The following is a 14749-nucleotide window of genomic DNA, read 5'->3' on the forward strand; positions in this document are numbered from 1 at the left end:
CGAGACCGCCCGTGCCGTGGGCTGCGTGCCGGTGGCCCGGGGCGGCCGGATCAGGTCTTGGTGGCCGTGACGAAGCTGGGCAGCGGCGGCGAGCCGGCCGACAGCGTCATCACCTCGTAGCCGGTCTCGGTCACCAGCACGGTGTGTTCCCACTGCGCGGAGAGGCTGCGGTCCTTGGTGATGATGGTCCAGCCATCGTTGCCCAGTTCCTTGATCTCGCGGCGGCCGGCGTTCAGCATGGGCTCGATGGTGAAGATCATGCCGGGCACCAGCTCTTCGAGCGTGCCGGGGCGGCCGTAGTGCAGCACCTGGGGCTCTTCGTGGAACTTCTGGCCGATGCCATGGCCGCAGAACTCGCGCACCACCGACAGGCCATGGCCTTCGGCGAACTTCTGGATCGCATGGCCCACGTCGCCCAGGCGCGCGCCGGGCTTGACCTGCTGGATGCCCAGCCACATGGCTTCGAAGGTCAGGCTGCACAGCCGCTTGGCGGCGATGGAGCATTCGCCGATCAGGTACATGCGGCTGTTGTCGCCGAACCAGCCGTCCTTGGTGATGACGGTGACATCGACGTTGACGATGTCGCCTTTCTTGAGCGGCTTGTCGTTCGGGATGCCGTGGCAGACCACGTGGTTGACCGAGGTGCAGAGGTGGCCCGGGTAGGGCGGGTAGCCCGGTGGCTGGTAGCCGATGGTGGCCGATACCGTGCCCTGGCTGGCCATGCACTCCGCACCCAGGCGATCGATCTCGGCCGTGGTGATGCCGGGGCGGATGTGGGGCGTGATGTAGTCCAGCACTTCGGAGGCCAGGCGGCAGGCCTCTCGCATGCCGGCGATGCCGGCCGCGTCTTTGATGGTGATGCTCATGGGGGCAATTATCCCACCCGGCCCCCGCGCTTGCCGTTGCCGCGGTCTCCGCCCTCGCGGCACCGTTAAAATGCCGGGTTTCCCGAAGGCATCCGGCCCACCGGCCCCATTCAGCGGCCGCCGACCGACGCCTTCTTGCACCCCCTTCCCCCATCACACAGGCCGCCACCGTGACCTTGCACATGACCCAGCTGGAGGGCGGCAACGCTCTCAGCACCTTCCGCGCCCAGCAACTGCAGCCCGCCCTCCAGGCCATCCACCCCAAGATCACCGGCATTGCAGCGCGTTTCGTGCATCTGGTGGCCACCGACACCGCGCCCACGCCGGCCGAGCGCGGCCGCCTGGCCGCGCTGCTGACCTACGGCGACGCCTACGCCGGCCCGGCCGACGGCCCGACCATCATCGTCACCCCGCGCCTGGGCACCGTCTCGCCCTGGGCCTCCAAGGCCACCGACATCGCACGCAACTGCGGCCTGGCGATCCGCCGCGTCGAGCGCGTGACCGAATACCGCCTGCTGCTCAAGTCCGGCCTGCTGGGCGGCACGCCCGAGCTGTCGCCCGAGCAGCTGCAGCAGATCGCCGCGCTGCTGCACGACCGCATGACCGAATCGGTGGTGCCCGATCTGGCCGGCGCCGCCGCGCTCTTCACCGAGCTGCCCGCCGCGCCCATGGAGTTCGTCGATGTGCTGGGCGGCGGCCGCGCCGCGCTCGAAGCCGCCAACACGCAATGGGGCCTGGCCCTGGCGGACGACGAGATCGACTACCTGGTCAACGCCTTCAAGGGCCTGGCGCGCAACCCCACCGACGTGGAGCTGATGATGTTCGCGCAGGCCAACAGCGAGCACTGCCGCCACAAGATCTTCAACGCGCAGTTCACCATCGACGGCCAGGCACAGGACAAGAGCCTCTTCGCCATGATCCGCAACACTCACCAGCTGGCGCCCCAGCACACGGTGGTGGCGTATTCGGACAACGCCTCGGTCATGGAAGGCTCCCAGGTCGAGCGCTTCATCGCCAAGATGCCCGCCAGCGCAGGCACGGCGGGCGTGAGCAGCTATGAAAAGAGTAGCGCCCTGAACCACGTGCTGATGAAGGTGGAAACCCACAACCACCCCACGGCGATCTCGCCCTTCCCGGGCGCATCGACCGGCGCGGGCGGCGAGATCCGCGACGAGGGCGCCACGGGCCGGGGCTCCAAGCCCAAGGCGGGCATGACGGGCTTCACCGTCTCCAAGCTCTGGGGCGGCGAGTTCGGCAAGCCCGAGCACATCGCCAGCCCGCTGCAGATCATGGTCGAGGGCCCGCTGGGCGGCGCGGCCTTCAACAACGAATTCGGCCGGCCCAACCTGCTGGGCTACTTCCGCGAATACGAGCAGACCGTGGGCGGCGTCGATCGCGGCTACCACAAGCCCATCATGATCGCGGGCGGCCTGGGCATCATCGACGCGGGCCTGACGCAGAAGATCGAATTCCCCGCCGGCGCGCTGCTGATCCAGCTGGGCGGCCCGGGCATGCGCATCGGCATGGGCGGCGGCGCCGCCAGCTCAATGGCCACCGGCGCCAACGCGGCCGAGCTGGACTTCGACTCCGTGCAGCGCGGCAACCCCGAGATCGAGCGCCGCGCGCAGGAGGTCATCAACCACTGCTGGGCGCAAGGCGCGGCCAACCCCATCCTCGCCATCCACGACGTGGGCGCGGGCGGCCTCTCCAATGCCTTCCCCGAGCTGACCAACGACGCCGGCCGGGGCGCGCGTTTCGACCTGCGCGCCGTGCAGCTGGAGGAATCCGGCCTGGCGCCCAAGGAAATCTGGTCCAACGAAAGCCAGGAACGCTACGTGCTGGCCATCGCGCCCGAATCGCTGGAGCAGTTCCGCGCCTTCTGCGAACGCGAGCGCTGCCCCTTCGCCGTGATCGGCACCGCGACCGAGCAGCGCCAGCTGGTGCTGGAAGACACGGCCGTGGGGGCGGGCGACCAGAAGTTCCCGGTCGACATGCCCATGGAAGTGCTGCTGGGCAAGCCGCCCAAGATGCACCGCGACGTGAAGACCGTGCGCCGCGAACTCGCCCCCATCGACCTCACCGGCGTGCCGCTGCAAAAGGCCGTGATCGACGTGCTGGCCCACCCCACGGTGGCCTCCAAGCGCTTCCTCATCACCATCGGCGACCGCACGGTGGGCGGCCTCTCGCACCGCGACCAGATGGTCGGCCCCTGGCAGGTGCCGGTGGCGGACTGCGCCGTGACGCTGGCCGACTATCGTGGCTTCGCCGGCGAGGCGATGAGCATGGGCGAGCGCACGCCGCTCGCCGCCATCGACGCGCCCGCCTCGGGCCGCATGGCCGTGGCCGAAGCCATCACCAACCTGCTGGCCGCGCCCATCGATCTGCCGCGCGTGAAGCTCTCGGCCAACTGGATGGCCGCCTGCGGCGAGCCCGGCGAAGACGCCGACCTCTACGCCACCGTCAAGGCCGTGGGCATGGAGCTGTGCCCGCAGCTGGGCATCAGCATTCCGGTGGGCAAGGACAGCCTGTCCATGCGCACGCAGTGGAAGGACGAATCCGGCGCCGCCCGGAAAGTCACCTCGCCCGTCAGCCTGATCGTGAGCGCCTTCGCCACGCTGGCCGACGTGCGCGGCACCCTCACGCCGCAGCTGAACGCCACCGAAGACGACACCACCCTGGTGCTGGTGGACCTGGGCCGGGGCCAGAACCGCATGGGCGGCTCCATCCTGGGCCAGGTGCTGGGCCAGAGCGGCGACGCCGCCCCTGACCTCGACGATGCGAAGGATCTGGTCAACCTGGTGAACGCCGTGAACGCGCTGCGCGCGCAGGGCCGCATCCTGGCCTACCACGACCGCAGCGACGGCGGCCTGCTGGCGGCCGTGGCCGAGATGGCCTTCGCCGGCCATGTGGGCGTGGCGCTCAACGTCGATCTGCTCGTCACCGAAGGCGACGGCATCAGCGACAGCCGCATGGAAACCGGCGACGCCAAGAACTGGGCGCAGCAGGTGAGCGCGCGCCGCGAAGAGCTGACGCTCAAGGCCCTGTTCAACGAAGAGCTGGGCGTGGTGCTGCAGGTGCGCACGGCCGAGCGCAACGAGGTCATGCAGACCCTGCGCGAGCACGGCCTCTCCAGGTTCAGCCACTTCGTGGGCAAGACCCGCCCGCAGTCGTCCGCCATGGACGTGGGCAAGGGCGAGCTGCAGGTCTGGCGCGATGCCAAGAACGTGTTCAGCGCCACGCTGTCCGACCTGCACCAGGTCTGGGACGCGGTGAGCTGGAAGATCTGCCAGCAGCGCGACAACCCCGCCTGCGCCGATGCCGAGCATGCCGCCGCCGGCGAGGCCGCCGACCCGGGCCTGCACGTGGCGCTGACCTTCGACCCGGCCGAGGACGTGGCCGCGCCGTTCCTGAACCTGGCCCGTCCCAAGGTCGCCATCCTGCGCGAGCAGGGCGTCAATTCGCATGTGGAAATGGCCTACGCCTTCACCGAAGCTGGCTTCGAGGCCTTCGACGTCCACATGACCGATCTGCAATCGGGCCGGGCCGACCTCGCCGCCTTCCAGGGCGTGGTCGCCTGCGGCGGCTTCAGCTACGGCGACACGCTGGGCGCCGGCATCGGCTGGGCACGCTCCATCACCTTCAACGATCGCCTGTCGGCGCAGTTCCAGGGCTTCTTCGGCCGGGGCGACACCTTCGGCCTGGGCGTGTGCAACGGCTGCCAGATGTTCGCCGAGCTGGCCGACATCATCCCGGGCGCCGAAGCCTGGCCGCGCTTCACCACCAACCAGAGCGAGCGCTTCGAGGCGCGCCTCTCGCAGGTGGAAGTGCTGGAATCGCCCAGCCTGTTCTTCGCCGGCATGGCGGGCAGCCGCCTGCCGATCGCCGTGGCGCACGGCGAGGGCTATGCCAATTTCAGCCGCCGCGGCAACGCGGCCCAGGCCATCGCCGCGATGCGCTTCGTGGACCACCACGGCGCGGCCACCGAGCAGTACCCGCTGAACCCCAACGGCAGCGCGGGCGGCCTCACCGCCGTGACCACGGCCGACGGCCGCTTCACGGCCATGATGCCGCACCCCGAGCGCGTGTTCCGCAACGTGCAGATGAGCTGGACCAGCGGCGACGTGAGCGCGGCCAGCCCCTGGCTGCGCATCTGGCGCAACGCCCGCCGCTGGGTGGGCTGATCGCCCGCCCCGGGGCCGGCAGGGCCCTGGCGCTCACGCACGAAGGGCCGTGCGTGCGGCGCTGTGGCCGCTGTGCGCCGGTTCTGTGCGGCACCTGCTGCCGGCCCTGCCACGGGCTGCGCAGCGCTTGCCTGAGGGTGCTCAGTTCGGCGCCATCAGGCCGTTCCAGCGCCGGATGAAGTCGAAGGCTTCGACCGGCGGCTGGGGCCGGCTCAGGTAGTAGCCCTGGGCCTGGTCGCAGCCGATCTCCAGCAGCTGGTCGAACACCTCGGCCGTCTCCACCCCTTCGGCCAGCAGGCGGTAGCCCAGCGTGTGGCCCAGATGCACCATGGCGCGCACCACGTCGAGTGCGCGGGCGTCGGTGCCGATGGGGCGGATCAGCGATTGGTCGAGCTTGAGCACCTCGGCCTGCAGGCCGTAGAGGCAGCCGAAGTTGCAGTAGCCGGTGCCGAAGTCGTCCAGCGCCACGCGCACGCCCAGGGCCCGCAGGGCGCGCACCGCGTCCAGCGTGGGGCCTTCGGTCAGCACGGCGTTCTCGGTGCACTCGATCTCCAGGCGCGAGGGCTCCAGGCCGTGGCGCTCGCAGCTGGCGCGCAGCCGGTCCATGAAGCCGGGCTGCTCCAGGTTGCGCGGCGAGACGTTGATCGCGACGTTCACGCGCACGCCTTCGTCCTCCCAGGCGCGGATCTGCGCGAGGGCCGTGTCCATCACCCAGTGCGTCACCGGCTGGATGTAGGTGGTCTTTTCCAGCAGCGGGATGAAGTCGCCCGGCGACACGGGGCCCAGCATCGGGTGGTCCCAGCGCAGCAGGGCTTCGACGCTGGTGTATTGCATGGAGGCGCGCTCGAACTGGGGCTGATAGACCAGCCGGAATTCGCCCGCTTCCAGCGCGCGGGGCACGCGGGCCAGCAGTTCGTAGGCGTGCTGATGGCGCACGTCGGCCGCGGCGTCATAGACGGTGATGTCGTCGATGGCCCCGCTGGCATGGAACAGCGCCACGCTGGCGCGCCGCAGCGCGTCGCCCGCGTCTGCCGGCTCCAGCCTGAGCGGCACCAGGCCGATGCGCCGGCGCTGGTGGATGACGGGGTGCTTGCCGTCGCCCAGGTCCATCAGGGTCTGGTCGAGGCTGGAGAGCAGCGTCTCCGCGAAGGCGCGGGTCTCCGTGGCGGGACTGCCCTTGAGCACCAGCGCCAGATGGCTGGAATCGGTGCGGTACACGCGCGTGGTGTCGCCCACCCACTGGGCGATCTGGCGGCCGGCCTGGTGGTAGAGCCGCTCGATCGAATCCGTGCCCACGGCGCGCCGCACGTCCATCAGCACCTCGGTGGACATCAGCTCCACCAGCGCCAGCGTGCGCTCGCCGCCGGGCTCGCTCACGCACAGGCCCGCCAGGTCGGCCAGCAGCTGGTTGCGGTTGGGCAGCAGGGTGGCTTCGTCCAGCCGCGCGAGCGAGCACTGCAGGTTGATCTGCGTGACCACCATGGCCGCCAGGTCCGTCAGCTGGCGGACATCCTCGTCGCTGAAGTGGCGGGGGCGGTGGTCGAGCACGCACAGCGCGCCCAGGGTGTGGCCGTTGAGCAGGCGCAGCGGCGCGCCCGCATAGAAGCGGATGTGCGGTGCGCCGGTGACCAGCGGGTTGTTGGCGAAGCGGGGGTCCTTGAGCGAGTCTTCCACCACCATCACGCCTTGCTGGCGGATGGTGTGGTTGCAGAACGCATCCTCGCGGCAGGTCTCGCGCACGCCCATGCCGATCTCGGACTTGAACCACTGACGGTCCGCGTCGATGAAGCCGATGATGGCCATCGGCGCATCGAAGGTCTTGCAGACCAGCCGTGTGATGCGGTCGAACTCCTCCGAGGGCGGGGAGTCCAGCAGGCCCGTGGCCCTCAGTGTGGCAAGTCGCTCCGCTTCAGAATATCTGGAGTTGGACATAGAAAAGGGGATGGGAATGGCACGGAGACGACCAAGAGCCCCCGTTCATGCTTGCAATGTAACCTAGCGTGACGAAGTGCATCGGCCCTCCGATTGTCCCCCCGCACGCAGGGTTTTGTCCTGCAAGGACTCGGGGGACAGGCAGTCAGAGGCTATCCGGAAGGGCCTTCACAATCCCGGGCTCTTTCCCTTTCTTTCGGAGCGTAGCCATGGCCGGTGCCAGCCTCATCACCCTGCTTGACGATATCGCCACCGTGCTCGACGACGTGGCCCTGATGACCAAGGTGGCGGCGCGCAAGAGCGTGGCCATGGCCGATGATGTGTCCGTCATGACCAAGGTCGCCGCGCAGAAGACGGCCGGCGTGCTGGGCGACGATCTGGCGCTCAACGCCCAGCAGGTGACCGGCGTGCGCGCCGACCGCGAGCTGCCCGTGGTGTGGGCTGTGGCCAAGGGCTCGCTGGTGAACAAGGCCATCCTGGTGCCCGCGGCGCTGCTCATCAGCGCCTTCGCGCCCTGGGCCGTCACGCCGCTCTTGATGGTGGGCGGCGCCTTCCTCTGCTATGAGGGCTTCGAGAAGCTGGCCCACAAGTTCCTGCACCGCGGCGAGCCCGAGAAGGACGCGGCGAAGGCCGAGAGCGCGCCTGCGCCGGCCGCGCCCGCCATACCGGCCGCAGGCGCGGGGCCCACGGACATCGCCGCGTTCGAGAAGCAGAAGGTCAAGGGCGCTGTGCGGACCGACTTCATCCTGTCGGCCGAGATCATCGCCATCACCCTGGGCACGGTCAGCGGCGCGCCGTTCATGACGCAGGTGGCGGTCATGGTCGGCATCGCCGTGGTGATGACGCTGGGCGTCTATGGCGTGGTGGCCGGCATCGTCAAGCTCGACGACCTGGGCCTCTGGCTCAGCCGCAAGGCCAGCAGCGCGGCGCAGGCCGTGGGGCGCGGCATCGTGGCGGCGGCGCCCTGGCTGATGAAGGGCCTGTCGGTCGCGGGCACGGCCGCCATGTTCCTGGTGGGCGGCGGCATCTTGGTGCATGGCGTGCCGGCGCTTGCCCATGCCATCGAGGGCTGGGCGGCCGGCCTGGAGCAGGGCGCTGCGGGCGGCGTGTGGGCCTTCCTGGCCAGCCACGTGCTCAACGCGCTGGTGGGCGTCGTGGCGGGTGCCATCGTGCTGGGGGTGGTCAGCGGCGTGCAGCGCCTGCGGGGCGGCGGGCAGACCGCGAAGCACTGACGGCGGCACGGCGCATTCGGACGAGAGGTTGCGCCGAAGTTTGCGCTGGATCATGGATTCGCCCGGTGCGCGCCGGGGCAGGGTGCGCCGATTTGATGTGCGGCAAGGCGGGCGTGCCGCCGCAGGGGCCCAATGCGTTCACGGGGGTCGTCCCCGGTCAACCGCAACGAGTTCCGTATGAAAAAAACCTGGCTGGCCCTGGCCGTTCTGTGTTCCCTGGCTTCGAGCGCCGCATTCGCGCAAGACGCTGCCGAAGGCCGCTGGATGGTGCGTGCGCGCGCCGTGCATCTGGACAGCGTGAACAAGGATTCCACGGGCCTGGGCCTGTCGATCAACGACAAGGTGCTGCCCGAGGTGGACTTCACCTACTTCTTCAGCCCCAACATCGCGGCCGAACTGATCCTGACCGTGCCGCAGAAGCAGGACATCCGCGCCGACGGCCTGGGCAAGATCGGCACGCTCAAGCACCTGCCGCCGGCCCTGCTGGCGCAGTACCACTTCACCCAGTTCAACGGCTTCAAGCCCTACGTGGGCGCCGGCATCAACTACACACGCTTTTCCAGCGTGCGCTTCAACCCGGCCGTGCAGGCCGCGCTCAGCCCCACCATCGACAAGAGCAGCTGGGGCGCCGCGCTGCAGGTGGGCGTGGACATTCCCCTGTCCAAGAACCTCTACCTGAACTTCGACGTGAAGAAGGTGTTCATCGAGACCGACGTGTTCTCGGCCGGCAACAAGGTCGGCACGCTCAAGATCAATCCGGTGCTGGCCGGCGTGGGCCTGGGCTGGCGCTTCTGACGCGCGCCGCCGCCTGCGGGCGGTGGAGGCAGACAACGAGGCCGGCCCCTGCGCCGGCCTTTTTCTTTTGCTATCGAAAATATAGCTGATTGCGCAGGCAGGGAGCGCGCCAGCGGCCAAAATGCCTTGAAGTTCAGGGCGCGGGCTGCGCGCCGAAGGGCCCGCTGCCGCCGCCATGGCCGAGCAGGCGCCGCCCCAGCGCGGGCAGGGCGGTGGCCACGTCGATGCGCATGGGCTGCTGCACCACGCTGCCGCCGCCCTGGGCCACGGCAGCGGCCGGCCCCAGGTCGAAGTCGAAGCTGTAGGCCGGCTCCTGCCCCATGCGCAGGTCGGTCACGTGGATGTGGCCCGCATCGTCCTGCCAGAGCCGCCAGAAGCCCCGGCTGAAATGGGCCACGCGCTGCACCTGCGGGTGCTGGCCGTAGCGGGCGATCAGCTCGGCCCCGCGCGGGTGCTCGGTCCACTGCATCGGCCGGCCGCCGTCGGCCAGGGCGTAGAAGCCTTCGAGGTACTGCGTGGGCGTGACGGCCACCACGCGCCAGAGCAGGGTGTTGAGCGGCGTGGGCGTCAACAGCACCCGCTCGGCCTGCACGCCGCGTGCGGCCAGGGCCGTGCGCGCCACGCCGGCCACGGACTGCTGCGCCGCGAAGCTCCAGGCCAGGTAGGCGGTGCTCACGCCCAGCGCCCAGCCGTTCCAGCGCAGCCCCCGGCCGCCGCGCAGCAGCAGCGCCAGCAGCACGCCGGCCAGCAGCGGCAGGGTGTAGAGCGGATCGATGATGAAGATGCTGCCCACGCCCAGCGGCGTGTCGTCGAAGGGCCGCAGCAGCTGCGTGCCATAGACCGTCATCCAGTCCAGCAGGGGGTGGGTGACCAGCGCCAGCCACATCGCCAGCCACCAGCGGCGCCAGAGGGCCGTCTCGCCGTGCAGCCGCGCCACCAGGCCGCCCAGCGGCAGCGAGAGCAGGCTCAGGTAGAGCAGGGAATGGCTTTCGGCGCGGTGCAGCACCATGTTGGCGATGGCGTCGCCGTGGTCGATGAAGGTGTCCAGGTCGGGCAGCGTGCCGGCGACCGCGCCCCAGAGGGCCGCCTTCCACACGGCGGTGCGGCGCCCCAGGGCGGCGATCGATACGGCCGAGCCCAGGGCGATCTGCGTGAGTGAATCCATGCGGCCAACATACCAGAGGGCTGCGGCGCGCCCGCGTGCCATGGCTCGCCATTCGTGCTTTGGGCGCCACGCGCGGGCGGTTCGCGGGCCCGTCCTACAGCTGCGGCACGGCCACTCTGCAATTCTCGGGCGGCGTGGGCTTGGTCCCTCTGCACTGATGATTCATCCGTGGCGGCCCGGTGACTTGCGCGCCGCCGCATACCGCAGGCCCGCCTGCCGCAACCAGCTCCTGCCACCATGCACTACCCCTTGCATCTCGACATCATCCAGGGGCTGGCGCGCCACCCCGCAAGCATTTCGCCCAAGTATTTCTACGACCAGCGCGGCTCGCGCCTGTTCGAGGAGATCACGCGCCTGCCGGAGTACTACCCCACCCGCACCGAGTCCGCGCTGATGCAGACGCACGGCGAGGAGATCGCGCGTGCCATTGCCACCTGTTCCACCGTGATCGAGCCCGGCGCCGGCAACTGCGAGAAGGCGCGCCGGCTCTGCGAGCTGCTGCGGCCCGAGCGCTTCGTGGGCCTGGACATCTCGGCAGACTTCCTGCGCGAAGGCGTGGCCCGTCTGGGTGCGGCCATGCCCGGCCTGCAGGCGCAGGCGGTTGCCGGCGACATCACCCGGCCCATCGTGCTGCCGCTGGACATCCCTCGCGCGAAGCGCCTGGTGTTCTACCCGGGCTCGTCCATCGGCAACTTCGACCCGCTCCAGGCGCGGCAGCTGCTGGCGAACCTGCGTTCGCTGGTGGATGCCGACGGCGGCCTGCTGGTCGGCGTGGACCTGCGCAAGGACGTGGAGGTGCTGGAGGCCGCCTACGACGACGCGGCCGGCGTCACCGCCGCCTTCAACCTGAACGTGCTGGCCCATGTAAACCGACTCATCGGCAGCGACTTCACGCCCGAAGGCTGGCTGCACCGGGCCTTCTTCAACGACGGCGCCTCGCGCATTGAGATGCACCTGGAAGCCCGCGCGCCGATCCGCGTGAACTGGCCGGGCGGCGAGCGCGACTTCGCGCCGGGCGAGCGCATCCACACCGAGAACAGCTACAAGTACACGCTGCCCAGCTTCTCCGCGCTGCTGGCCAGCGCGGGCTTTTCGCGCATGCAGGCGTGGACGGACGCGCAGGGCTGGTACGCCATGGTGCATGCCCGGCCCTGAGCGGCGGCATGCCGACCGCCGCCAACGCCGCGCACCGCGTCTCTTCCGATCCCTCTTCAGACACCCAGCGCCATGACAGCCTTTCCTGACCTCCACGAAGTCCCGGCTGCCCCCGGCCCGGCGCCCATCTGTCCGCTGGCGCGGCGCTATGCCGAGGTGCGCCAGGCCACCACCGCCCTGGCCCTGCCGCTGGGCGACGAGGACTGCTGCGCGCAGTCCATGCCCGACGCCAGCCCCGTCAAATGGCACCTGGCGCACACCACCTGGTTCTTCGAGACCTTCGTGCTGGAGGCCTACGAGCGGGGCTTCCAGCCCTTCCACCCGGCGTTCCGGGTGCTCTTCAATTCCTACTACCAGGGCGTCGGCGCGCAGCACCCGCGTGCGCAGCGCGGCCTCATCACGCGGCCGGCGCTGCCGCAGGTGCTGGCCTACCGGCTCAACGTGGACGGGCGCATCGCCCGGCTGCTGCAGGAGCGCCCGGGCGACGTGGCCCTGCAGGCGCTGATCGAGCTGGGCCTGCAGCACGAGCAGCAGCACCAGGAGCTGATCGTCACCGACCTCAAGCACCTGCTCTCGTGCAACCCGCTCTGGCCCGCCTACCACCAGCGCTCGGTGGACCACTGCCCCGACGAGGTGCCCGCCGCGCCGCCCCTGGCCTGGCAGCGCTTCGGCGAGGGCGTGGCCGAGATCGGCCATGCGGGCGGCGGCTTCGCCTTCGACAACGAGTCGCCGCGCCACCGCGTCTATCTGGCTCGCTACGAGCTGGCCTCGCGCCTGGTCACCAACGGCGAATACCTGGCCTTCATGGCCGACGGCGGCTATGCCGAGCCGGCCCACTGGCTTTCCGAAGGCTGGGAATGGCGCCGCGCGCTGCAGCTGGAGCAGCCCATCTACTGGCGCCGCAGCGCGTCTGCGCGGGCCGGCCGGGCCGAGGGCTGGGAGGAATTCTCGCTGGACGGCGCCTGCCCGCTGCGCAGCGAGCGGCCGGTCGTCCACCTCTCGTACTTCGAGGCCGATGCCTATGCGCGCTGGGCCGGCGCGCGCCTGCCGACCGAGGCGGAGTGGGAGGTGGCAGCAGCCGGTGCCGAGCGGAATGGCGCCTCGCCCACGAAGCAGCCTGCGCTGGCGCAGATGTTCGGCGAGGCCTGGCAGTGGACGCAGTCCAGCTACGCCGCCTACCCCGGCTTTCGCGTGGCCGAAGGCGCGGTGGGTGAATACAACGGCAAGTTCATGGTCAACCAGTACGTGCTGCGCGGCAGCTCCAGCGCCACGCCAGCCGGCCATGAGCGCCTGACCTACCGCAACTTCTTCCCGGCCACCGCGCGCTGGCAGTTCAGCGGCGTGCGGCTGGCCCGCGACGCCTGATTGACGGGAAGGAAGGTGCGGGCGCCCCTCGTCACCCAGCGCTCAGAACGTGTTCAAGATCTCAGGGCGCCATGCGGAAGGTCTTTTGCAGACGCAGGCGGGCTGGCTTGCCGTCGCGCATGGGCGGGGCGAAGCGCCAGCCGCGGATCGCGTCCAGCACGGGCTTGTCCAGCGCCGGGTCGGTGCCGGGCAGCACCTTGGCATCGCCCACATGGCCGCTGGGCAGCACCTCGAACGACACAACCACGTTGCCGCGCGTGCCCTGCGAGATCAGGTAGGACGGGTAGCGCGGGTCGGGCGAATCGATGAGCTTCAGCGGCGCATCCAGCGGCGGGGTGATCTGCTGCTGCAGGGCCACCACGTCCAGGCTCTTGCGGTAGGCGATGAAGTCTTCCTCGGTCATGTCGGCGCCGGCCGGGCCCGAGCCGCAGGCCGTCAGCAGCAGGCCGAGGCCCAGCGTGGCGGCCAGCGTCAGCGGGCGGAAGAAGGGGCGGTGCGGGGCGTGCAGGGACACAGGACTCTCCAGTTGGAACGGGGGACTCGGCCGCCGCCGGTGGGGCGGGGGCCGGGCGATGCCCGAGTATCGCCCGGGAGCCTTAAGCCCCCGAAGCCCGAGAAGCCCGAGAAGCCCGAGAAGCTTTCGGCGGGCCCTGCCTGCCGGATCAGACCGCGTCCAGCGCCTGGGCCAGGTCGGCCTGCAGGTCGTCGATGTGCTCGATGCCGACCGACAGGCGCACCATGCCTTCCGTCACGCCCGCGTTGGCGAGTTCCGCCGCGTCGAGCTGGCGGTGAGTGGTGGAGGCCGGGTGCGTGGCCAGCGACTTGGCATCGCCGATGTTGACCAGCCGCGTGAAGAGCTGCAGCGCGTCAAGGAAACGCGCCCCGGCGGCGCGCGGATCGCCGCCGTCCTGCTTGAGGCTGAAGGAGAGGATGCCCGAGGCCCGCCCGCCCAGCTGCCGCTGCACCAGGGCGTGGTCGGGGTGGTCGGGCAGGCCGGCGTAGCGCACCCATTCGACCTTGGGGTGCTTTTGCAGGTAGTGCGCCAGCGCCAGGGCGTTGTCGCAGATGCGGTCCATGCGCAGCGCCAGCGTCTCGATGCCCTGCAGGATCAGGAAGGCGTTCTGCGGCGAGAGCGCCGCGCCCGTGTTGCGCAGCGGCACCACGCGGGCGCGGCCGATGAAGGCGGCCTCGCCCAGCGCCTCGGTATAGACCACGCCGTGGTAGCTCACGTCCGGCTCGTTGAGGCGCGGAAAGCGCGCCTTGTGCTGCGCCCATGGGAACTTGCCGCTATCGACGATGGCGCCGCCCACGCTGGTGCCGTGGCCGCCCAGGTACTTGGTGAGCGAATGCACGACGATGTCGGCACCATGCTCGATGGGCCGCAGCAGGTAGGGGCTGGGCACGGTGTTGTCCACGATCAGCGGCACGCCGTGGGCATGGGCGATGTCGGCCAGCGCGCGGATGTCGGTCACGTTGCCCAGCGGGTTGCCGATGGATTCGATGAAGATGGCCTTGGTGCGCGCGTCGATCAGCGGGGCGAAGCTGGCCGGATCGCGCGGGTCGGCGAAGCGCGTGGTGATGCCCTGCTGCGGCAGCGTGTGGGCGAAGAGGTTGTAGGTGCCGCCGTAGAGCGTGCCGGCCGAGACGATGTTGTCGCCCGCTTCGGCGATCGTCTGGATGGCGTAGGTGATGGCCGCCATGCCCGAGGCCACGGCCAGCGCGGCGATGCCGCCTTCGAGCGCCGCGACGCGCTTTTCCAGCACGTCGTTGGTCGGGTTCATGATGCGGCTGTAGATGTTGCCCGGCACCTTCAGGTCGAACAGGTCGGCGCCGTGCTGGGCGCTGTCGAAGGCGTAGGCCACCGTCTGGTAGATGGGCACGGCCACGGCCTTGGTGGTCGGGTCGGGCGAATAGCCGGCGTGGACGGCGAGCGTTTCGATCTTCATGCAGCAGGTCTCCTGAATGGGGTGGATGCGTGCCCGCTGCCTCAGCGGATGAGGCAGCGGGCGCGCGGCCATTCTGGCGCCGTGCCGGCCAAAGGTCGTCGAATCTTTGGCG

10 protein-coding genes are annotated in these 14749 nt (G+C 70.0%); 5 read left to right on the top strand and 5 right to left on the bottom strand.

All coding sequences use genetic code 11. From position 1 onward, the window contains the following. Positions 1-50: 50 nt before the first annotated feature. Positions 51-866: a type I methionyl aminopeptidase gene (map, locus tag BM070_RS07225; protein ID WP_092938994.1), complete on the bottom strand. Its 816-nt coding sequence runs from the start codon at positions 864-866 to the stop codon at positions 51-53. Between the two features lie 170 nt (positions 867-1036). Here map and purL point away from each other — a divergent pair, with 170 nt between their 5' ends. After that, positions 1037-5047: a phosphoribosylformylglycinamidine synthase gene (purL, locus tag BM070_RS07230; RefSeq protein WP_092938995.1), complete on the top strand. Its 4011-nt coding sequence runs from the start codon at positions 1037-1039 to the stop codon at positions 5045-5047. Positions 5048-5188: 141 nt separating this feature from the next. Here purL and BM070_RS07235 read toward each other — a convergent pair whose 3' ends face one another. Further along, a complete protein-coding gene (locus tag BM070_RS07235; protein WP_092938996.1) occupies positions 5189-6979 on the bottom strand; it encodes a sensor domain-containing phosphodiesterase in 1791 nt (596 codons plus the stop codon). 209 nt (positions 6980-7188) lie between these two features. On the opposite strand from BM070_RS07235, the gene BM070_RS07240 reads away from it, so the two are divergent. Together BM070_RS07240 and BM070_RS07245 are read left to right on the top strand one after the other, a co-directional pair. Continuing rightward, the gene (locus tag BM070_RS07240; protein ID WP_092938997.1) at positions 7189-8211 is read left to right on the top strand and encodes a DUF808 domain-containing protein; all 1023 of its coding nucleotides are present in this window, start codon (positions 7189-7191) and stop codon (positions 8209-8211) included. 177 nt (positions 8212-8388) lie between these two features. Next, entirely contained in the window at positions 8389-9006 is a 618-nt protein-coding gene (locus BM070_RS07245; RefSeq protein WP_092938998.1) for an OmpW/AlkL family protein, read from the top strand. A gap of 133 nt (positions 9007-9139) precedes the next feature. Here BM070_RS07245 and BM070_RS07250 read toward each other — a convergent pair whose 3' ends face one another. Continuing rightward, the gene (locus BM070_RS07250; protein WP_092938999.1) at positions 9140-10171 is read right to left on the bottom strand and encodes a metal-dependent hydrolase; all 1032 of its coding nucleotides are present in this window, start codon (positions 10169-10171) and stop codon (positions 9140-9142) included. A 237-nt stretch (positions 10172-10408) separates the two neighbouring features. On the opposite strand from BM070_RS07250, the gene egtD reads away from it, so the two are divergent. After that, positions 10409-11326, top strand: coding sequence for an L-histidine N(alpha)-methyltransferase (gene egtD, locus BM070_RS07255; RefSeq protein WP_092939000.1), 918 nt, complete (start codon positions 10409-10411; stop codon positions 11324-11326). 72 nt (positions 11327-11398) lie between these two features. Next, a complete protein-coding gene (gene egtB / locus BM070_RS07260; protein ID WP_092939001.1) occupies positions 11399-12691 on the top strand; it encodes an ergothioneine biosynthesis protein EgtB in 1293 nt (430 codons plus the stop codon). 61 nt (positions 12692-12752) lie between these two features. On the opposite strand, the gene BM070_RS07265 is transcribed toward egtB, so the two are convergent. Together BM070_RS07265 and BM070_RS07270 are read right to left on the bottom strand one after the other, a co-directional pair. Continuing rightward, the gene (locus BM070_RS07265; protein ID WP_092939002.1) at positions 12753-13205 is read right to left on the bottom strand and encodes an energy transducer TonB; all 453 of its coding nucleotides are present in this window, start codon (positions 13203-13205) and stop codon (positions 12753-12755) included. A 148-nt stretch (positions 13206-13353) separates the two neighbouring features. Further along, a complete protein-coding gene (locus tag BM070_RS07270) occupies positions 13354-14637 on the bottom strand; it encodes an O-acetylhomoserine aminocarboxypropyltransferase/cysteine synthase family protein (protein WP_092939003.1) in 1284 nt (427 codons plus the stop codon). Between the last annotated feature and the right edge of the window lie 112 nt (positions 14638-14749).

Source organism: Paracidovorax wautersii (assembly GCF_900113035.1).
In the GTDB taxonomy this organism is placed as follows: domain Bacteria; phylum Pseudomonadota; class Gammaproteobacteria; order Burkholderiales; family Burkholderiaceae_C; genus Paracidovorax; species Paracidovorax wautersii.